This window comes from Ensifer adhaerens, from assembly GCF_028993555.1.
Lineage (GTDB): Bacteria > Pseudomonadota > Alphaproteobacteria > Rhizobiales > Rhizobiaceae > Ensifer > Ensifer adhaerens_I.
Genome location: NZ_CP118610.1, coordinates 4,209,043 through 4,229,696, shown reverse-complemented (window position 1 = coordinate 4,229,696; position 20,654 = coordinate 4,209,043). Strand labels below are relative to the sequence as shown.

Annotated in this window: 16 protein-coding genes; 8 read left to right on the top strand and 8 right to left on the bottom strand. The window is 64.0% G+C overall.

The features are described from left to right. Positions 1 to 61 precede the first annotated feature (61 nt). Positions 62 to 1,276: a bifunctional phosphopantothenoylcysteine decarboxylase/phosphopantothenate--cysteine ligase CoaBC gene (gene coaBC / locus PWG15_RS20420; protein ID WP_275022414.1), complete on the top strand. Its 1,215-nt coding sequence runs from the start codon at positions 62 to 64 to the stop codon at positions 1,274 to 1,276. 21 nt (positions 1,277 to 1,297) lie between these two features. On the opposite strand, the gene PWG15_RS20415 is transcribed toward coaBC, so the two are convergent. Next, on the bottom strand, positions 1,298 to 2,104 hold the full coding sequence (locus PWG15_RS20415) for a class II glutamine amidotransferase (RefSeq protein WP_275022413.1): 807 nt from the start codon (positions 2,102 to 2,104) through the stop codon (positions 1,298 to 1,300). Positions 2,105 to 2,376: 272 nt separating this feature from the next. Here PWG15_RS20415 and PWG15_RS20410 point away from each other — a divergent pair, with 272 nt between their 5' ends. The 7 genes from PWG15_RS20410 to PWG15_RS20380 all read left to right on the top strand — a co-directional run bounded on the left by PWG15_RS20410 (position 2,377) and on the right by PWG15_RS20380 (position 11,132). Further along, a complete protein-coding gene (locus tag PWG15_RS20410; RefSeq protein ID WP_275022412.1) occupies positions 2,377 to 3,504 on the top strand; it encodes a Gfo/Idh/MocA family protein in 1,128 nt (375 codons plus the stop codon). Positions 3,505 to 3,660: 156 nt separating this feature from the next. After that, positions 3,661 to 4,515, top strand: a complete 855-nt coding sequence (locus PWG15_RS20405; protein ID WP_275022409.1) for a MurR/RpiR family transcriptional regulator — start codon at positions 3,661 to 3,663, stop codon at positions 4,513 to 4,515. Between the two features lie 124 nt (positions 4,516 to 4,639). After that, positions 4,640 to 6,577 carry a bifunctional 5-dehydro-2-deoxygluconokinase/5-dehydro-2-deoxyphosphogluconate aldolase gene (locus PWG15_RS20400; RefSeq protein ID WP_275022408.1) on the top strand — a complete coding sequence of 646 codons (1,938 nt, stop codon included), beginning with the start codon at positions 4,640 to 4,642 and terminating at the stop codon, positions 6,575 to 6,577. A gap of 73 nt (positions 6,578 to 6,650) precedes the next feature. After that, positions 6,651 to 8,504, top strand: a complete 1,854-nt coding sequence (gene iolD, locus PWG15_RS20395; RefSeq protein WP_275022407.1) for a 3D-(3,5/4)-trihydroxycyclohexane-1,2-dione acylhydrolase (decyclizing) — start codon at positions 6,651 to 6,653, stop codon at positions 8,502 to 8,504. 99 nt (positions 8,505 to 8,603) lie between these two features. Beyond that, a complete protein-coding gene (gene iolE / locus PWG15_RS20390; protein ID WP_275022406.1) occupies positions 8,604 to 9,503 on the top strand; it encodes a myo-inosose-2 dehydratase in 900 nt (299 codons plus the stop codon). 251 nt (positions 9,504 to 9,754) lie between these two features. After that, a complete protein-coding gene (gene iolB, locus PWG15_RS20385) occupies positions 9,755 to 10,555 on the top strand; it encodes a 5-deoxy-glucuronate isomerase (RefSeq protein WP_275022405.1) in 801 nt (266 codons plus the stop codon). A gap of 157 nt (positions 10,556 to 10,712) precedes the next feature. Then, on the top strand, positions 10,713 to 11,132 hold the full coding sequence (locus tag PWG15_RS20380; RefSeq protein WP_275022404.1) for a GFA family protein: 420 nt from the start codon (positions 10,713 to 10,715) through the stop codon (positions 11,130 to 11,132). 4 nt (positions 11,133 to 11,136) lie between these two features. Here the strand turns inward: PWG15_RS20380 and PWG15_RS20375 are convergent, their stop codons facing one another. The 7 genes from PWG15_RS20375 to ntrB all read right to left on the bottom strand — a co-directional run bounded on the left by PWG15_RS20375 (position 11,137) and on the right by ntrB (position 20,642). Next, positions 11,137 to 11,832 (bottom strand): DUF2268 domain-containing putative Zn-dependent protease, encoded by a 696-nt coding sequence (locus PWG15_RS20375; protein WP_275022402.1) that lies wholly within the window; start codon positions 11,830 to 11,832, stop codon positions 11,137 to 11,139. Between the two features lie 146 nt (positions 11,833 to 11,978). Beyond that, positions 11,979 to 13,481: a siroheme synthase CysG gene (gene cysG / locus PWG15_RS20370; RefSeq protein ID WP_275022401.1), complete on the bottom strand. Its 1,503-nt coding sequence runs from the start codon at positions 13,479 to 13,481 to the stop codon at positions 11,979 to 11,981. Further along, on the bottom strand, positions 13,453 to 16,110 hold the full coding sequence (locus tag PWG15_RS20365; protein ID WP_275022399.1) for a nitrate reductase: 2,658 nt from the start codon (positions 16,108 to 16,110) through the stop codon (positions 13,453 to 13,455). Before PWG15_RS20365 ends, cysG begins: the two co-directional genes overlap by 29 nt. A gap of 2 nt (positions 16,111 to 16,112) precedes the next feature. Then, a complete protein-coding gene (gene nirD / locus PWG15_RS20360; RefSeq protein WP_275022398.1) occupies positions 16,113 to 16,463 on the bottom strand; it encodes a nitrite reductase small subunit NirD in 351 nt (116 codons plus the stop codon). A 5-nt stretch (positions 16,464 to 16,468) separates the two neighbouring features. Continuing rightward, positions 16,469 to 18,928 (bottom strand): nitrite reductase large subunit NirB, encoded by a 2,460-nt coding sequence (gene nirB / locus PWG15_RS20355; protein ID WP_275022397.1) that lies wholly within the window; start codon positions 18,926 to 18,928, stop codon positions 16,469 to 16,471. Between the two features lie 5 nt (positions 18,929 to 18,933). Further along, positions 18,934 to 19,734, bottom strand: coding sequence for an ABC transporter ATP-binding protein (locus tag PWG15_RS20350; RefSeq protein ID WP_275022396.1), 801 nt, complete (start codon positions 19,732 to 19,734; stop codon positions 18,934 to 18,936). 14 nt (positions 19,735 to 19,748) lie between these two features. After that, a complete protein-coding gene (ntrB, locus tag PWG15_RS20345; RefSeq protein WP_275022395.1) occupies positions 19,749 to 20,642 on the bottom strand; it encodes a nitrate ABC transporter permease in 894 nt (297 codons plus the stop codon). Between the last annotated feature and the right edge of the window lie 12 nt (positions 20,643 to 20,654).

The following is a 20,654-nucleotide window of genomic DNA, read 5'->3' as shown; positions in this document are numbered from 1 at the left end:
GGTATCGCGTAGGCTCGGCGGCCCATGCCGGGCAAGAGGACGGCCGAAAGGCCGGTAGCAAATGACACTGTCGGGCAAGCGTATTCTCCTGATCATCTCCGGCGGCATCGCCGCCTATAAGAGCCTCGATCTCATTCGGCGCCTGCGCGAGCGCGGGGCGAGCGTACGGCCGGTCATGACCGCGGGCGCGCAACAATTCGTGACGCCGCTTGCCGTCGGTGCGCTTTCGGCCTCGCACGTCTATCTCGATCTTTTTTCGCGCGAGGACGAACAGGATGTCGGCCATATCCGGCTGGCGCGCGAATGCGACCTGATCGTAGTGGCACCTGCAACCGCCGACCTGATGGCGAAGATGGCGAACGGCCATGCGGACGACCTCGCCTCCACCATCCTGCTCGCGACCGACCGGCCGGTGCTGGTCGCACCCGCAATGAACCCGAAGATGTGGGCGCATCCGGCAACGCGCCGCAACCGGGCAACGCTTGCCAAGGACGGCATCCGCTTCATCGGCCCCGAAGCCGGCGAGATGGCCGAAAGTGGCGAGGCCGGCGAAGGCCGCATGAGCGAGCCGCTTGCGATCGTTGCGGCGGTCGAGGATCTTCTCGGTGGCGCGTCGAAGCCGCTTGCCGGACGCAGCGTCATCGTGACCTCCGGCCCGACGCATGAGCCGATCGACCCGGTGCGCTACATCGCCAATCGCTCCTCCGGCAAGCAGGGTCATGCGATCGCCGCAGCGCTCGCGAAACTTGGCGCCGACGTCACGCTCGTCTCCGGTCCGGTGACGATCCCGGATCCGGCAGGTGTGAAGGTCGTGCATGTGGAGCGGGCCGAAGAAATGCGCGACGCGGTGCTAACCGCCCTGCCCGCCGACGTCGCCGTGATGGTCGCGGCCGTTGCCGACTGGCGGGTGGCGACGGCTGCCGGCAACAAGATCAAGAAGAAGCCGGGCGAGGCCCCGCCACCGCTGCAGCTTGCGGAAAACCCCGACATCCTGAAGACCGTCGGGCACCATGCCAAGCGGCCAAAGCTCGTCATCGGCTTTGCCGCCGAGACCGAGAATGTCGCCGACAACGGCCGCGCCAAGCTCGAGCGCAAGGGCGCCGACTTCATCCTCGCCAACGACGTCTCGCCTTCGACCGGCATCATGGGCGGCGACCGCAACAAGGTGAAGCTGATCTCGGCTGCCGGTAACGACGACTGGCCTGAAATGGACAAGGACGCTGTGGCGGAAAAGCTGGCAGCAATGGTTGCCGAGCAACTGGCGCTGAAGGGCTGATCGCAGCCACGAGCGGTTGGGTCAGGCCAGTTGGCGAGTCCTGACCGGTGCTCCCTTTGTCGAGAACAGCCGAACATCGACGCCGTTTTCGCCCACGATGACCGCCGTGCCGTCGGGGATTTCGACCCAGGCGTTGTCATCGTCGTTGAGTGGCTCGGAGACGAGGCAATAGCCGCCGCTTGGACCCATGGGCGCCGCATAAAGCGTCGGCGCCTTCCAGTCGGAGGCATAACGCACGGCATAGAGATCGTGACCGTCGGAAAAGGCGGCGGTGAAGCGAACCAGAACCTGGCGTTCCAGGTGTTCGGCCAGTTGCTCGATGAAGGCGAGCGCTTCGGCGATCGCGCCGAGCGGATCGCGGTCGAGCCCGAACTGCATGGCAAGCAGGAACAGAAGCTCCGAATCCGTCGTGCCGGTACGCGCCGAATAGAGATCGTTGTCGAGCATGCTCTCCATCGGTCGGCGCAGATGTTCGAAGTCGCCGATTTGGCCGTTGTGCATGAAGGACCAGCGGCCGAAGACGAAGGGATGACAGTTGTCGCGCCTTGTGCCGCCGCCGGTGGCAGCGCGCACATGGGCGAGGAAAAGCGGCGAACGGATCTGGCGGGCGATGCTCTTCAGGTTGCAATCGGACCAGGCGGGCAGGATGTCGCGATAGCGGCCCGGTTCCGGGTGATCGCCGTACCAGGCAACGCCGAAGCCATCGCCATTGGTGGCGGTCTTCGCCCGTGTCGCGCAATGGGACTGTTCGATCAGCGAGTGCGCCGGAGAGGTTACCAGTTCCTCGAGATAGAGCGGCTCCCCGCGATAGGCTGCCCAGCGGCACATGCTGATTTCACTCCAGCTCCGCCCCGTTGTCGTCGGAGCGATTCGTTAACCATGACGAAGTGCGATGTTCCAACGGAACATGGTAAAAATGCGTTAACACATTCCCCCTTCGTCAAGATCCACCTAGCCGGAACACACAGTTTTGGCTGTTTCCATCGGCACTGATCCAATCCCACCACCATATTTCGAACAAATATTCCATATTGACAAATCATGCACAAAATATTTCATTTCGAGCCAATACGGCAGCGTCGGCGACGGAGGAGTTCAACATGGGCAGCAAGCGCAAACTCGGGATCGGGCTCATCGGCACGGGCTTCATGGGCAAGGCCCATGCGCTCGGCTTTACGATCGCGGCACGGGTCTTCGACCTGCCCTTCGATCTTGATCTCGTTTCGGTCGCCGATGTGACCGTCGAGAGCGCGGAGCGTGCACGCGGCCAGCTCGGCTTTCGCAAGGCGACCGCCGACTGGCGCGAACTGTTGACCGATCCCGATATCGACATCATCGACATCACCACGCCGAACCTGCTGCATAAGGAGATGGCGCTGGCGGCGATTACTCACGGCAAGCACGTCTATTGCGAGAAGCCGCTGGCGCCGACGGTTGCCGAATGCCGCGAGATGGTCGAGGCGGCGGAAAAAGCCGGCGTCGTCACCCAGGTCGGCTTCAACTATCTCAAGAACCCGCTGATCTTCCTTGCCAAGGACATCATTGAAAGCGGCGAGATCGGCGAGATTCGCTCGATGCGCGGCATCCATGCGGAAGATTTCATGGCCGACGCGCAGGTTCCGTGGGGCTGGCGCCTGAACCCGGCCAGCGGCGGCGGCGCGCTCGCCGATATCGGCAGCCACATCATCGCCTCCATGCGCCACCTCGTCGGACCGATCAAGTCGGTGCTCGCCGAGACGATCATCCAGATTCCGGGACGCCCGATCACCCAAGGCTCCAGCGAGATGCGCGCGGTCGAAGTGGACGACATCACCCGCGCCTTCGTGCGGTTCGAGAACGGCGCCACCGGCAGCCTCGAGGCAAGCTGGATCGCCACGGGCCGCAAGATGCAACACGATTTCGAAATCTACGGCTCGAAGGGCAGTATCGTCTTCACCCAGGAGCGGCTGAACGAGATCCGCCTCTACAAGACCGGCGACGACATCCGCACCCGCGGCTTCCGCACCATCTGGGCGGGGCCTGAGCATCCGCCCTATGGCGCCTTCTGCGTCGCCCCCGGTCACCAGATCGGCTTCAACGACCTGAAGGCGATCGAGGTCAAGGAGTTCCTCGACGCCATCGCCGGAGGAAAGTCGCCCTCGACCGATTTCCGCGAAGGTTTTGAGGTACAGAAGGTGCTTTCGGCGACCTATCAATCGGCGAAGACCAACGAGTGGGTGCACATCTAAGCGGTTCCGCGCTGCGCATTTCCGGACGCAAAACCGCTACGCACTTTATGCTGGAAACGCTCCGAGAAAAATGGAACGCCTGTTCTATCCCGTTCCCGACTAATCGATTAGGGTGAGGTCGCAAACCAGACTGACATCGAGGGAGACGAGCGAGACATGGCCATGCCGGAAACGACCGCAGAGGTGCCGCAGGATTTCGAGGCGCTGAAGGCCGCCATTCTGGAACGCAAGGCGCAACTGCCGAAACGGCTGCGCCAGGTAGCCGCCTATTCGCTCGACAATCCCGACGAGATCGCCTTCGGCACGGCGGCAAGCATCGCCACCTCCGCCGAGGTGCAGCCATCGACGCTGGTGCGCTTCGCGCAGCATTTCGGCTTCGAGGGCTTCTCCAGCCTGCAGCAGATTTTTCGTGCGCGCTTGCGTGAGAGAACGCCCGGTTACGAAGACCGGTTGAAGGCGCTGAGCGCCAACGATCACAGCAAGCTCGAAAGCGGTTCGATCTTCAACGGCTTCGTCGCCGCCGCCCACCGTTCGCTCGACAACATCGCCTCTTCGGTCGATCCCGAAGCCTTCGAGCGCGCCGTCGACATTCTCGCCAAGGCCGATACGGTCTATCTGATCGCCAAGCGCCGCTCCTACCCGATATCGAGCTACATGGCCTACGCCTTCGGCAAGCTGAAGGTAAAGTACCAACTCGTCGGCACGGCCGCCGGCATCGACGAGGACATTCTGGCGATGGCGACGAGCAACGACGCGGCCTTTGCCGTCAGCTTTTCGCCCTACGCCTCCGAAAGTGCGGCCCAGGCGCGCCTGCTCGCCGAGCGCAAAGTGCCGGTCGTATCGCTGACGGACTCGGCCTTCTCGCCACTGGCGGAATCCTCGAAGGTCTGGTTCGAACTGGTAGAGGCCGACCACGCCGGTTTCCGTTCGCTCTCCGCCAGCATGGCGTTTGCCATGGCACTCACGGTCGCCATTGCCGAGAAGCGCCAGAGGCTCGCGGAGGGCGAATAAGCGAAACGGAACGAATAGAATGAAAATTCCATATTGACGAAACGTCGGAATTTATGTTTCATACCGCCATCACCCACAGTACGAAAATGGTCGGGCCCGCCAAGGTGTCCGCGGGGAGGAAGCAGTGAGCCAGAACGTTTCGGCACAGGGAGCAAAGCCGCTCGACCTGATCACCATCGGCCGGGCCTCGGTCGATCTTTACGGCCAGCAGATCGGCACTCGGCTTGAAGATGTTTCGAGTTTTGCCAAGTCGGTCGGCGGCTGCCCCTGCAACATTTCGGTCGGCACCGCACGCCTCGGCCTCAAGTCGGCGTTGCTCACCCGCGTCGGCGACGAACAGATGGGCCGCTTCATCCGCGAGCAGCTCGCCCGCGAGGGTGTCGAAACCCGCGGCATCGTCACCGACCCGGAACGGCTGACGGCGCTTGCCATCCTCGCCGTCGAAAACGACAAGTCCTTTCCGCTACTCTTTTACCGCGACAACTGCGCCGACAACGCGCTTTGCGAAGACGACGTCTCGGAAGAGTTCATCCGCTCCGCCCGCGCGATCCTCGTATCCGGCACCCATTTCTCCAAGCCGAACACCGATGCCGCTCAACGCAAGGCGATGCGCCTTGCCAAGGAAAACGGCGCCAGGATCGTCTTCGACATCGACTATCGCCCGAACCTGTGGGGCCTTGCCGGCCATGACGCCGGCGAAAGCCGCTACATCGCCTCGGACCGTGTCTCGGCGCATCTCAAGACCGTGCTTGCCGATTGCGACCTGATCGTTGGCACGGAAGAGGAAGTGCTGATCGCATCGGGCGAAAGCGACCTGCTCCAGGCGCTGAAGACGATCCGCTCGCTTTCCAAGGCGACGATCGTGCTCAAGCGCGGGCCGATGGGCTGCATCGTCTATGACGGTTCGATCTCCGACAATCTTGAAGACGGCATCGTCGGCAAGGGCTTCCCCATCGAGGTCTACAACGTGCTTGGCGCCGGCGACGCCTTCATGTCCGGGTTCCTCCGCGGCTGGCTGAAGAACGAGCCGCATGCAACGTCCGCCACCTGGGCCAATGCCTGCGGAGCGTTTGCCGTTTCGCGCCTGCTCTGCGCCCCTGAGATCCCAACCTGGACCGAACTGCAGTTCTTCCTGGAAAAAGGCAGCAAGGAACGGGCGCTGCGCAAGGACGAGGCGATCAACCACGTGCACTGGGCGACCACCCGCCGCCGCGACATTCCGCTTCTGATGGCGCTCGCAATCGACCATCGCAGCCAGCTCGAAGACATCGCCGCCGGCGATCCCGCGCTGCTCGCCCGCATTCCCGCCTTCAAGGTTCTGGCGGTCAAGGCCGCAGCCCAGGTTGCGGCCGGACGGCCGGGCTTCGGTATGCTGATCGACGACAAGTATGGCCGCGATGCACTCTACGCCACCGGAGCCCATCGCGACTTCTGGATCGGCAAGCCGATCGAGCTGCCGGGCTCGCGTCCGCTGCAGTTCGAATTCAGCCAGGATCTCGGCAGCCGCCTCATCGACTGGCCGGTCGACCATTGCATCAAGGTGCTCTCCTTCTACCATCCGGACGATCCGGCTGAACTGAAAGCCCAACAGGTGGTAAAGCTGCGCTCGGCTTTCGAGGCGGCGCGCAAGGTCGGCCGCGAAATCCTGATCGAGATCATCGCCGGCAAGCACGGCAAGCTCGACGACCAGACCATTCCGCGCGCCCTCAACGAGCTCTATGACGCCGGCCTCAAGCCCGACTGGTGGAAGCTCGAGCCGCAGGCAAGCCGCGGCGCCTGGGCGGCGATAGACGCCGTCATCGAGGCGCGCGATCCACTCTGCCGCGGCGTGGTGCTGCTCGGCCTCGAAGCGCCCTATGAGCAGTTGAAGGACGGCTTTGCGGCAGCCCGCACCTCGAAGACGGTCAAGGGCTTCGCCGTTGGCCGCACGATCTTCGCCGATGCCGGCAAGGCCTGGCTCGGCGGGACGATGACAGACGACCAGGCGATCGCCGACATGGCCGGCAAGTTCAAGGCGTTGGTCGATCTCTGGCTGCAACTGGGTGAAACAAAGGCGGCATAGGATCGACGCAATCGTTGACCATGCGGCAGAAAGGGCGAAACGGGACGGTTTCGCCACGAGGAGGAGACAGACTATGAGCCAGAAGACCGTGCGCCTGACCATGGCCCAGGCCGTGGCGCGGTTCCTGACCCGCCAGATGACCGTCATCGATGGCAAGAAGGTGCCGATCTTCGGTGGCGTCTTCGCCATCTTCGGCCACGGCAACGTCGCCGGTGTCGGCGAGGCGCTGCACGCGATCAAGGACACGCTGCCGACCTATCGCGCCCAGAACGAGCAGGGCATGGCGAATGCGGCGATCGCCTTTGCCAAGGCGAGCTTCCGCCGCCGTTTCATGGCCTGCACCACCTCGATCGGCCCCGGCGCGCTCAATATGGTGACCTCGGCGGCGTTGGCGCACGTCAACCGCCTGCCGGTGCTGTTCCTGCCCGGCGACGTTTTTGCCAACCGTCGCCCCGATCCGGTGCTACAGCAGGTCGAAAGCTTCGGCGACGGCACGATCTCGGCCAACGACTGCTTCCGCCCGGTGTCGCGCTATTTCGACCGCATCACTCGGCCCGAGCAGATCATTCCGGCGCTGCGGCGCGCCATGCAGGTGCTGACGGATCCCGCCGATTGCGGCCCGGTGACGCTGTCGCTCTGCCAGGACGTCCAGGCTGAAGCCTATGACTATCCGGAGAACTTCTTCGACGAGAAGGTCTGGGTGCCGCGCCGCATCGAACCTGATCTCGACGAACTGGCAACCGCGATCGCAGCGCTCAAAGCAGCGAAGAAGCCGATCATCATCGCCGGCGGCGGCGTGCTCTATTCGGAAGCGACCAAGGAACTCGGCGACTTTGCCGAACGGCACGGCATTCCCGTCGTCGAGACACAGGCCGGCAAGTCGGCGCTGCCGCACTCGCATACGCTCAACATGGGTTCGGTCGGCGTTACCGGTACCTCCGCCTCCAACGCGCTTGCCGAAGAGGCCGATGTGGTTCTCGCCGTCGGCTCGCGACTGCAGGACTTCACCACCGGTTCCTGGGCGCTCTTCAAGAACGAAGGCCTGAAGATCATCGGCCTCAACGTCCAGCCGTTCGATGCCGGCAAGCACAATGGCCTGCCGCTGATTGCCGACGCCCGTGCTGGTCTCAACCGCATCTCAGGCGGCCTCGGCGGTTACAAAGCCGACCCGAGCTGGACCGCCAAGGCGAAGACCGGCAAGGCCGAATGGCTGGCGGCGGCCGACAAGGCCACGGCCACGACCAATGCCGCCCTTCCCTCCGACGCCCAGGTGATCGGCGCCGTCCAGCGCGCCCGCGGTGGCAAGAACACGACGCTCGTCTGCGCGGCAGGCGGTCTGCCGGGCGAATTGCACAAGCTGTGGCAGGCAGAAGAGCCTGGCGGCTATCACATGGAGTACGGCTTCTCGACCATGGGCTACGAGGTTGCCGGCGGTCTCGGGGTCAAGCTTGCCAAGCCCGAAAGCGACGTGATCGTCATGGTCGGCGACGGCAGCTACATGATGCTGAACTCGGAAATCGCCTCCTCGATCATGCTCGGCGCCAAATTCACCATCGTGCTGCTCGACAATGCCGGCTACGGCTGCATCAACCGGCTGCAGATGGGCACCGGCGGTGCCAACTTCAACAATCTCCTGAAGGACACGCACCACGTCGAACTGCCGCAGATCGACTTTGCGGCGCATGCCGGCGCCATGGGCGCGGTTACCCGCAAGGTCGGCTCGATCTCCGAGCTCGAAACGGCGCTCAAGGAGACGGCCGGCGAAACGCGCACGACCGTCATCGTCATCGACACCGACCCGCTGATCACCACGCAGGCCGGCGGCCACTGGTGGGATGTCGCGGTGCCAGAGGTCTCGGACCGCAGCCAAGTCAACGATGCACGCAAGGGCTATGAGAAGGCCCTCACCGCCCAGCGCTTCGGCTAAGAACACCCCTTCGGCGCCCGCGTTTTCCGCGCGGGCGCTTTTCCCGTTTATGGTCACAGAGCATCCGCCTTCCACGGATGGCATCAGAAAGTGAAAGACATGATCCGCTACGGAACCAACCCGATCGCCTGGAGCAATGACGACGATCATTCGATCGGCGCGCATCTGACCCTCGACGACTGCCTGTCCGATTGCCAGAAGATCGGCTTCGACGGCATCGAGAAGGGCCACAAGATGCCCGCTGATCCGGAGGCGCTGAAGCAGAAGCTCGGCTCCTACGATCTCGTCTTCGTTTCCGGCTGGCACTCGACCAACCTGCTGACCCATGACGTCGAAGCCGAGAAGAAGGCGATCCAGCCGCATCTCGACCTCCTGAAGCACAATGGCTGCAAGGTGGCGATCGTCTGCGAAACCTCGAACGCCATTCACGGCGACGACACCAAGTCGGTCGCAAACGACAAGCCGGTGCTGCCGGCCGACCAGTGGAAGAAGTTCGGCGCCGATCTCGAGGCGATCGCTCAATATTGCGCCGACCAGGGCATCGATCTCGTCTACCACCACCACATGGGCACGATCGTCCAGACCGGCGAAGAGATCGATCTGCTGATGCAGAACACCGGCCCGGCGACCAAGCTCCTGCTGGATACCGGTCACGCGTGGTTCGGCGGCTCGGATCCGGCTGAGGTCGCGAAGAAATACATGCACCGCGTCCGCCACATTCATTGCAAGAATGTGCGCCCCGCCGTGCGCAAGGTCGTCGAGGGCGAGGGCCTCTCCTTCCTCGAAGGCGTGCGCCGTGGCGTCTTCACGGTGCCCGGCGACAGCGAGGGCGGCGTCGACTTCCTGCCCGTGCTGAAGATCGCCGCGGAACACAACTATTCCGGCTGGCTGGTGATCGAGGCCGAACAGGATTCGGCCGTGCGCAACCCGTTCGAATACCAGTCGCTCGGGCTGAAGTCGCTGAAGGCCTTCGCCAAGGAAGCCGGACTCGACAAGTAAGCCACCGCTTGCCGGATTGGGTGAGAGCGTGCCCCTCATCCGGCTGCCGCCACCTTCTCCCCGCAAGCGGGGAGAAGGGATGATATGCTGCTCGCTCTCCGATCCCTCGTGAGGTGAGGTGGAGAAGCAGGCGGCGAACTCGACAATCCCCTCTCCCCGCCTGCGGGGAGAGGGTTAGTCCTCGGGTTGAACCCGAGGAGAGGGGCGAAGCGCACCACCGGCGCTCAATGAACTAAGTCAGGAGACCGTCAATGTCCAAGCTGCTCGTCAAACCGAAGGCCAAGTCCGGCCTCATGCAAAACGTGACGCCGGAGAGCGCCGGCTGGACCTATGTCGGCTTTGCGCTCGAACGACTGAAATCAGGCGAGACGACCGAGGGCGAGACCGGCGACAAGGAAGTCTGCCTGGTGCTGGTCTCCGGCAAGGCGAAAGTTGCGGTCAATGGCGAAAGCTTCGGCGAACTCGGCGAGCGCATGACGCCGTTCGAGGGGCAGCCCTATGCCGTCTATGTGCCGAAGGGCAGCCGCTGGCAGGCGACGGCAACCTCCGATCTCGACCTCGCCATCTGCTCGGCGCCAGGCGGCGACGGGTTCAAGGCGAAGGTGATCGCGCCGGGCACGCATCCGCAGATGACGCGCGGCAAGGGCACCAACACCCGCTACGTCACCAATATCATGCCGGAAGACGACGGCTCGGCGCAGTCGCTGCTCGTCGTCGAAGTGATCACGCCCGGTGGCCACACCTCGTCCTACCCGCCGCACAAACACGACCAGGACGACCTGCCGGCCGAAAGCTACCTGGAAGAGACCTATTATCACCGGATCAATCCGCCGCAGGGTTTTGCCATGCAGCGTGTCTACACAGACGACCGCTCGCTCGACGAGACCATGGCCGTCGAAGATGGCGACGTGGCGCTGGTACCGAGGGGCTATCACCCGGTTGCCGCCGTACATGGTTACGACGTCTATTATCTCAACGTCATGGCCGGACCGAAGCGTATCTGGAAGTTCCACAACGCCCGCGAACACGAGTGGCTCTTCACAGGCGTGTAAGCTCTCACTTACACATCAAACCGCCACCATGTTTCAGTCGAGGCAATCTGTGGCGCCGGTCGTCGAGAGCGCGAGCCGTTCAAAAACTCAAACGCGGAAAAGCGGCATACACTTTTCGCCGTTCCGCGCTAGCTTCCCTGCTTTCAGGGAGGTCTCCATGCACATCGACGGGCAATGCCACTGCGGCTTTGTGACCTATGAGGCCGAGATCGACCCGGCCGACGTCGCGATCTGCCATTGCACCGATTGCCAGCAACTGACGGGATCCGCCTATCGCGTGACCGCCGGCACCGCGCGCGAGAACTTCCGGCTAACTGGCGGTGAACCGAAGCTCTACACGAAGATCGGTGCTAATGGACGCCAGCGGCTGCAGTTCTTCTGCCCGAATTGCGGCTCCCCGATCTATACCACCGGCACCGACGAGGACGCGCTGGAAGTCGGCATCCGGGTTGGCACGATCAACCAGCGCCGGGATCTCAGGCCAAGATCACAGATCTGGTGTTCTTCGGCACTGCCCTGGATCGGCGACGTCAGGAAGTTGCCCGGCCGCGACTGCGACGAGGCGCCCTACGCTTAATCGCTCAAGCGGCGGCCGACAGGCCCTGCTTCAACGGCGCCCAGGCTTCGCCGATGACGACAGATGCGGGCATCGACGTCATCTGCGACGGGCGTGCATCGGGATTCGCTGCGAGATAGGTCTTCACAAGGTGATAGCCGATCGTATAGCCGGCCCAACGCGGCAGCGCGCGATCGCAGCCATAGAACCAGCCGGCATGATCATAGCTTTCCGCCCAGAATTCCCGCTCGGCGCGGTCCAGCAAATCTGCCCAATCGCCTGCGTCAATCGCGTGGTTCCAAGGATGGCCGTCGCCGCCATTGATCTCGACATCGAAGGCGTCTGCAAGGCCTTCGGTGACCAGAGCTTCGCCGAGCTTGGAGCCATAGCCACAGGTCGCGTGGCGGAAGGAATGATGCAGCTCATGCGTCAGCATTCTCCGCAATTCGCCGGTGGCAAGGCTGGCATGGAAGTTCTCGTTGCCTGGGTCGAGCGTGAGGCAGACCAACCCCCTGCGATAGCAGGCGCCGGCAACACCCAGTTCGGGAATGGTCTCTCCCGGCCTGTTTTCGATGGCGATATCGATCGGAGCGGCACTGTCCGGGGCAGAAACACGAGCGCCGACCCGTTCGGCCGTCTCCCTCACGTCTTGCAGGATGCGCTCGCGCCAAGGGGCGAGCGATCCGTCCGCTTCAAGAAAATGAACGCGCAAATCCAGCATTCCAGCCTCCGGTCGTCAGCATCGTTTGACGCCGCAAGGTAAGCATGCGGTCCGCGAATGCAACGCCGGACAGGTAAAAGGTTCCATCTGTTTGAACAGGCGCGCTTCGGAACGGGAGAGCGATCTGCACCTTTCTTCGAGCCGCCCTAGCCCGCAAGCGCAGTCGTGGCCAAGGGCACTGGCACTTTGGTGCCCATCGGCATCCGTCTTGCGCCGAAGGCGGCGCCGATGCCGATCAGCACCGGATCGTCGTAGCCGATCACGGCGATGCCGGCGGCAAGCTCGCGCAGGCTACCCTGCCAGTTCCGCTCGCTGTCGCGGCTGACATTGGCCGAGATGACCGCCGGGGTTTCGCCGGACAATCCCTCGGCAAGAAGACGGGTCGCGATGGCGGGCGCGGTGCGTCCACCCATGTAGAAGACCGTCGTGGTCTTCGGGGCGGCCAAAGCGCGCCAGTCCATGTCGGCGGGAAGGCCGCCATGGCGGGAGTGGCCGGTGACGAAACGCACCGCCTGGGCGTGGTCGCGATGGGTGAGCGACAGACCGAGACGGGCGGCCATCGCGCTCGCTGCCGTGATGCCAGGCACGACATCGACCGGGATACCCTCCTCTTCGAGACGGGCGATTTCTTCACCGGCACGGCCGAAGATCATGGGATCGCCGGCCTTCAGCCGGACGACGCGCTTACCGGCGCGTGCCAGCGACACCATCATTTCGTTGATGTCCTCCTGGCGGCAGCTCTCGCGACCGCCGCGCTTGCCGACCAGCATGCGTCGGGCTTCGCGGCGGGCGAGTTCCAGAACCTCGTTCGAAACCAGATCGTCGAACAGAATGACGTCGGCCGCCTGCAGAGCCCGCACGGCCTTCAGCGTCAGATACTCACTGTCGCCGGGACCGGCGCCGACAAGCGTCACGCGGCCGGTGGCGGCATGGTTCGCCGACAGGCGCTCCATTTCCCCCACCAGCCGCGTCTCGACACCCTCCTCCGGTGTCGCCTGAAAAGCGAGATCGACAAACCGCTCCCAGAAGGCGCGGCGCGGCGCGCCGGGCTTGAGCCGGGCATTGACCTTGTCCCGCAAAATCTGCGCCAGAACCGCCCAATCCTTCAGCACCGGCGGCAGCAGCGTCTCGATGCGCCGGCGGATCGCCTGGGCAAGAATGGGTGCTGCGCCATCGGTCGAGATCGAGACGACGACCGGCGAGCGGTTGACGATGGAACCGAACTGAAACTGGCAGAAGGCGGGCTTGTCGATGACGTTGACCGGCACTCCGGCCTGCTGGGCCGCCGCGAAGAAGGCCCGCGCATCCTCGTCGCTTTCGCAATCGGCGACCGCGAGTGCCGCTCCGGCCAGCGCATCCACCTGCCAGGCCTCGCGGTGATGAATGAGGCAGCCGGAGGGATGAGCGGGATCCCTGGTGATCAGCGCAGAGCAGACCTCGCCAATCTCGTCAGCCGGCGCATAGAGGTGAACCTCGGCGCCGCAGGCGGCCAGCAGCTCCGCCTTCCAGGCCGCGGCGTCGCTGCCGCCCGCCACGATGACACGCTTGCCTTCGAGCGACCAGAAGACCGGCAGCTTGGCAAGCGCCGCCATGCGTGCCGGTTCGGCACGAGACTTCGTTTCATTCCGCAGCGGCTGCAAGGCATCCATCGACGATCCCCCTGATCTCGGCGCGGCAGGAGCCGCAATTGGTTCCGGCACTCAGCGCCTGCCCGACCGCTTCGACCGAGCGGCAACCGCTGCGGACAGCAGCGACGATCTGGTTGACGCCGACATTGAAGCAGGAACAGACGGTGGCACCCGGGTCCGGCCGGTCGGCACCGGGCCGGCCGGCAACAAGTGCAAAGCGCATGCGCAGGTCAGCATGCGAGGCGCTCAGCTGCTCGACGGCCCAGTTGCGGGCAACAGCCACGGGCTCGGGCGCGAGAAAGAGTGCCAGCAGCAGTCGGTCTCCCTCAAAGAAAGCAAGGCGCCGTTGACCGGAAGGACCGTCTGCATAACCGATCGGCTCAATGTCCTCGGCAAGGCCGAAGGTCTCGCGGCACCAGACGGTCCAGTCGGCCGGTATCTCCTCTGTCGCAAGCTCCAGACGCCAACCGCCCCTGGCCTTGGCGACGGCCCAGTAACCGAGATCGAGACCTGAGGGTTTCGACACGCTGACCGCGAAGCCGTAGGTCGAGGCGGAAAAGCGGCGGATCGCAACGGCGACATTTTTGGAAGCCGGCTGGCCGGAGACCGGATCGGTGATCGGCGGGACCAGCGCATCAATTCGTGCCTTGGCGGCGAACTGGTCGCTCCAGTGCATCGGCACGTAGAGATTGCCGCGCGCCTGGCGCTCGGTGATGAGTGCACGGACGATCGCCGAACCGTTCGGGCTGGCGAGCGCGACGAGATCGGCGGGAGCGATGTGCAAGTCCATCGCGTCACGCGGGTGGATCTCGACGAAAGGTTCGGCGAGATGAGCCGAGAGCCGCGCGCTCTTTCCGGTGCGCGTCATCGTGTGCCAGTGGTCGCGCACACGGCCGGTGTTCAAGGTGAAGGGATAGTCGCCGTTGACGCGATCCGGCACGGCGCCCGCAACCGCCATGAAGCGGGCGCGCCCATCTGCGTGGAAGAAGCCACCATCGGCAAAGAAGCGGGTCTCGCCCGTAGGCGTCCCCTGCGGCTGCGGCCATTGGAACGGGGCCAGGGCGTCATAGGTCGCGGCATCGATCTCCGCATGGGCGCCGATGTCGAAATCGCGGCGGCCGGAATTCTCGAAGGCCGAGAGGCCGGCATGTTCGGCGAAAATCTCTGCGGGCGACGTGAAGGCGAAAGCACCCGCATAACCCATGCGGCGCGCCACTTCCTTCAGCTGCCACCAGTCGGCGCAAGCCTTGCCGGGGGAAGCGAGAAAGCCGCGCTGGCGGGAAATGCGGCGCTCGGAATTGGTGACGGTGCCGTCCTTCTCACCCCAACCGAGAGAGGGTAGCAGCACATGGGCGTAGCGGGTGGTGTCGGTTTCCCTTAGCACGTCGGAAACGACGACGAAGGGACAGGCTTTCAGCGCTGCTGCAACCGCATCGGCGTCCGGCATGGAGACGACGGGATTGGTCGCCATGATCCAGATGGCCTTGATCCGGCCGTCAGCGACCGCGCGAAACATATCGACGGCCTTCAGGCCCGCCTTGCTGGCGATCGATGGCGCGCCCCAGAAACGGCGCACCTGATCACGATGCCCGGCCTTCTCGATATCCATATGAGCGGCGAGCATGTTGGCGAGGCCACCGACTTCGCGGCCGCCCATGGCATTGGGCTGACCGGTGAGCGAGAACGGTCCCATGCCCAGCCGGCCGATACGGCCGGTCGCCAGATGACAGTTGATGATGGCGTTGACCTTGTCGGTGCCGGAGGAGGACTGGTTGACGCCCTGGCTGTAGCAGGTGACGACTTTTTCCGTCGCTTCGAACAGATGAAAGAAGGCGGCGATTTCCGATGACGTCAGTCCGGTCGCCCGCACCAGAGCGGCCTCGTCGAGGGCGCTTGCCGCAGCGAAAGCCTCCGCGAAGCCGCTGGTGTGCGCGCCGACGTAGGACTGGTCGACGGCAGGGCTCGCCGCGAGATGGGCGAACAGACCATTGAAGAGTGCCACATCGCCATCGGGGCGGATCGCCAGATGCAGGTCGGCGATATCGGCGGTCATGGTGCGGCGGGGATCGATCACCACGACTTTCATGTCGGGGCGGGCGGCCTTGGCTGCCGCAAGACGCTGGTAGAGCACGGGATGGCACCAGGCGAGATTGGAGCCGGTCAGCACCACGAGGTCGGCGAGTTCCAGATCCTCGTAGCAACCGGGAACCGTGTCCGAGCCGAAGGCACGGCGATGGCCGGCAACCGACGATGACATGCAGAGCCGCGAATTGGTGTCGATATTGGCCGAGCCGATGAAGCCCTTCATCAGCTTGTTGGCGACATAATAGTCTTCGGTCAGCAACTGCCCGGAGACATAGAAGGCGACCGAATCCGCCCCGTGTTCGGCAATCGTCTTCGCGAAGCGCGTGGCGACGAGATCGAGCGCCTCGTCCCAGTCGATCTGCTTTCCGTCGACCTCGGGATGCAGAAGCCTGCCATCGTGGTCGAGGGTCTCGGCCAACGCCGAGCCCTTGGAGCAAAGCCTGCCGAAATTGGCGGGATGATCGGCGTCGCCGCGAACGGAGACGACGCCGTCGTCAGTGACCTTTGCGATCACGCCGCAGCCGACGCCGCAATAGGGACAGGTGGTCTTGACCTCCCGCTCCATGGCTATTCCGCCGCGATCAGCAGGCTTTCGAGCGCGATGAACAGCGCGCCGCCGTCATTGCGCACCGGGATCGTGCGCACCGCGCCCTCGTCGGCGCCGAGCGCCTTGCCGGTTTCGAGCGAAATCACCCAGTTGTGCAAGGGGCAGGTCACCGCCGTGCCGTGGACGATGCCCTGCGACAACGGTCCGCCCTTGTGCGGGCAGTGATCCTCGATGGCGAAGACCTCGCTTTCGGCGGTGCGGAACACGGCAATCTTGCCCTGTGGCGTCTTCACGCAACGCGCGCCCCTCAACGGTATGTCCGAGATATCGCCGATCGGATGCCAGGTTTCGTTCGACCAGTTCATATCCATTCCTCTCACTCCGCGGCTTGAGAAAAGCCGACCGATGCCATCGGCCGGAACTCGTGCTTGTCCTTGCCGGAGACGCGCTCCGACCAGGGATCGACCTGGGCGAACTTCTGACTGAAGACGAAGCGATCGAAATAGGCCTTGCGCTTGCCCGCATCACCCATGATCTGGCGGCGGATTTCGTCGAGACCGACGCGTTTGGCCCATTTGTAGATGCGCTCGAGATAGCGGGCCTGTTCGCGATACATCTGCGTCAGCGCCACGATGTGCTCCAGCGCCTCGTCCTCGGTCTTCACCAGCCCGAGAACTTCCGTGCCCTTGATGTCGAGACCGGCGGCACCGGCAAAATGGATCTCGAAGCCCGAGTCGACGCAGATGACGCCGATGTCCTTGCAGGTCGCTTCCGCGCAATTGCGCGGACAGCCGGAGACCGCCATCTTCAGCTTGGCGGGCGTCCAGGAACCCCACATGAACTTTTCGATGCGAATGCCGAGACCGGTCGAATCCTGCGTGCCGAAGCGGCACCAGTCGGAGCCGACGCAGGTCTTCACCGTGCGCAGGCCCTTGGCATAGGCCTGACCGGAAACGAAGCCGGCCTTGCCGAGATCGGCCCAGACGGCCGGCAGGTCTTCCTTCTCGATGCCGAGCAGGTCGATGCGCTGGCCGCCCGTCACCTTGACGAGCGGGATCTCGAACTTGTCGACCACATCGGCGATCGCCCGCAACTCGCCGGAATTGGTGACGCCGCCCCACATGCGCGGCACGACCGAATAGGTGCCGTCCTTCTGGATGTTGGCATGGACGCGCTCGTTGATGAACCGCGACTGGTAGTCGTCGGCATATTCGTCCGGCCAGTCGCAGACGAGGTAGTAGTTGAGCGCCGGTCGGCACTTGGCGCAGCCGCAGGAGGTCTTCCACTCCAGCTCCTGCATGACGGCCGGAATGGTCTTCAGACCCTTGGCCTTGATCAGCCGGCGCACATCGTCGTGGCCGAGTTCGGTGCAGGTGCACATCGGCTGCACGGCGGCCGGATTGTAGGTGTCGCCGAGCGTCAGCGTCATCAGTTGCTCGACAAGTCCGGTGCAGGAGCCACAGGAGGCGGACGCCTTGGTATGGGCACGCACGTCGTCAAGCGAGGTCAGGCCCTTCGCACCAATCGTCTGGATAATCTTACCCTTGCAGACGCCGTTGCAGCCGCAGATCTCCGCATCATCCGGCAAGGCTGCAACGGCCGCCATAGGGTCCAGCGGCGATCCTCCCTGGTAGGCTTGGCCGAAGATCAGGGTTTCGCGCATGGCGGTGATATCGGCCGCCTTCTTCATCAGGTCGAAGAACCAGGAACCGTCCGAAGTCTCGCCGTAGAGCACCGCGCCGATGATACGGTTGTCCTTGAGAACCAGGCGCTTGTAGACACCGGCGGTGGCGTCGCGCAGCACAATCTCCTCGCGCCCCTCGCCATCGGCGAAGTCGCCCGCCGAAAAAAGGTTGATGCCGGTGACCTTGAGCTTCGTATTGGTGACCGAGCCGTGATACTCCGCGTCGCCTCCAGCCAGCCGGTCGGCGAGCACCTTGGCGCTTTCGTAGAGGGGGGCGACCAGGCCGTAGCACATGCCGCGATGTTCGGCACATTCGCCAAGCGCAAAGACCGAGGCGTCGGAGGTCATCATGCCGTCGTCGACGACGATGCCGCGGTTGACGGCGATACCGGCTTCCTTGGCGAGACCGGAGGCCGGACGAATGCCGACGGCCATGACGACGATCGAGCCTTCAATGATCCGGCCGTCCTCGAGTTCGATGCCCTCGACCTTGTCCTCGCCGAGGATGCGCCTGGTGTTGGCCTTGGTGATGATGTCGATGCCGCGTTCGGTCAGCGCCTTTTCCAGAAGATAAGCGGCGGCCGGATCGAGCTGGCGCTCCATGATTGTCGGCATCAGGTGAATCACGGTAACATCCATGCCCTGGCGCTTCAGGCCGTAAGCGGCCTCGAGGCCGAGCAGGCCGGCGCCGATGACGATGGCACGGCCGCCCTTGCGGCTGGCGGTGAGCATCTTCTCGACGTCGTCGAGATCGCGATAGGCGAGCACGCCGGGCAGGTCATGGCCGGGAACCGGGATGATGAACGGGCTGGAGCCGGTGGCAATCACCAGCTTGTCGTAGCCGACCGTGATGCCGCTTTCCGAGGTCACCGTGCGGGCTGTGCGGTCGATGTGGCTGACCTTTGCGCCCTTGTGCAGGGTTACGCCGTGCGCCTCGTACCAGGCGTCGCCATGGATGACGATGTCCTCATAGGCCTTCTCGCCCGAAAGCACCGGCGACAGCATGATCCGGTCGTAATTGACGCGCGGCTCGGCGTTGAAGATCGTCACTTCGTAGCGGCCAAGCGCCTTTTCGAACAGTTCCTCGAGCATACGGCCCGGCGCCATGCCGTTGCCGATGATCACGAGTTTCTCAGGTGTCTGATGAGCCATGGGGATCACTCCGCAGCTTCGACGAAGCGGTGGCGCTCGTAGAGGAACTTGAGCACGGCTTCGCGGCATTTGAGATAGGTCCGGTCGCCGGCAAGCTCGATGCGCCGGCGCGGGCGGGCGAGCGGCACCTCGAGGATTTCGCCGATGCGAGCCGATGGCCCGTTGGTCATCATGACGATGCGATCGGAAAGCAGCACGGCCTCGTCGACATCGTGGGTGATCATCAGCACGGTGTTGCCGAGCTCGCCGTGGATCTGCATCACCTGATCCTGCAGATGCGCCCGGGTCAGCGCGTCGAGCGCGCCGAAGGGCTCATCGAGCAGCAGCACCTTGGGTTCCATGGCGAGCGCACGGGCGATTCCGACACGCTGCTTCATGCCGCCGGAGATTTCGGAAGGGCGCTTCTCGACCGCGTGCGCCATCTGCACCAGTTCGAGATTGCGCATCGTCCAGTCATGCCTCTCGGCCTTGCTCTTCGTTGCCGAGAAGACCTTGTCGACGCCGAGGCGGACGTTCTCGTAGACCGTCAGCCAGGGCAGCAGCGAGTGGTTCTGGAAGACGACGGCGCGGTCCGGCCCCGGCTCGTCGGCAACGCGGCCGTCGAGCAAAACGACGCCGGTGGTCGCCAGTGTCAGGCCGGCGACGATGTTGAGCAGGGTGGACTTGCCGCAGCCGGAATGGCCGATGATCGAGATGAACTCGCCTCTGTCGACAGACAGCGACACTTGGTTCAGGACTTCCGTCCGCACGCCGCCGCGTTCAAAACTCTTGTCGATCAGTTCGAGCGAAAGATAGCTTTTGGTCATGGCTTTGGCCTCTCTCAAGCGGTTGCGGTGCCGCGGGTGACGACGCGGCCAACGAGTGCGATGAGGCGATCGAGCAGGAAGCCGACGATGCCGACATAGAGAAGCGCGACGATGATGTCGCTGATCAGCGAGGAGTTCCACGCATCCCAGATGAAGAAGCCGATGCCGACGCCGCCGATCAGCATTTCAGCGGCAACGATCGCCAGCCACGAGAGACCGATGCCGATGCGCAGGCCGGTGAAGATGTAGGGGGCGGCGGCCGGCAGCATGATCTTCGAAAAGTACTCGAAGGCGTTGAGGCGCAGCACCCTGGCGACGTTCTGGTAATCCTGCGGAATGTTGCGGATGCCAACGGCAGTGTTGATGATGATCGGCCAGATGGCGGTGATGAAGATCACGAAGATCGCCGACGGGTTGCCGTCCTGGAAGGCGGCGAGCGACAAGGGCAGCCAGGCGAGCGGCGGCACGGTGCGCAACACCTGGAAGATCGGATCGAGGCCGCGCATGGCAAGCTGGCTCTGGCCGACCAGCGCGCCGAGGGCAATGCCGACCACAGCCGCGAGCGCATAGCCGACCGCAACGCGCTGCAGGCTCGCCGCGATGTGCCAGAACAGGCCCTGGTCCACGCCCTGGCCGACATAGAAGGGATGGGCGATCAGTTCCCAGCTTTCTTCCATCACACGCGTCGGCGACGGCAGGCTGGAATCGGGCGCGGAACAGAGGATCTGCCAGGCAATCAGGATCAGAGAAAGCGTGACGATGAGCGGCGCGATGTTTGCGGCGCCGGCAGCGAGCCTTGCGAGCAACGGACGGCTGCTTCCGGGCTTCGCCGACCGGGTAAAGGCAATCACCCGGGCGGCGGGTCGTGGTGCCGGCTGCTCCTTGAGTTTGAGATTGGTGACGGTCATGCCGTTCTCCTT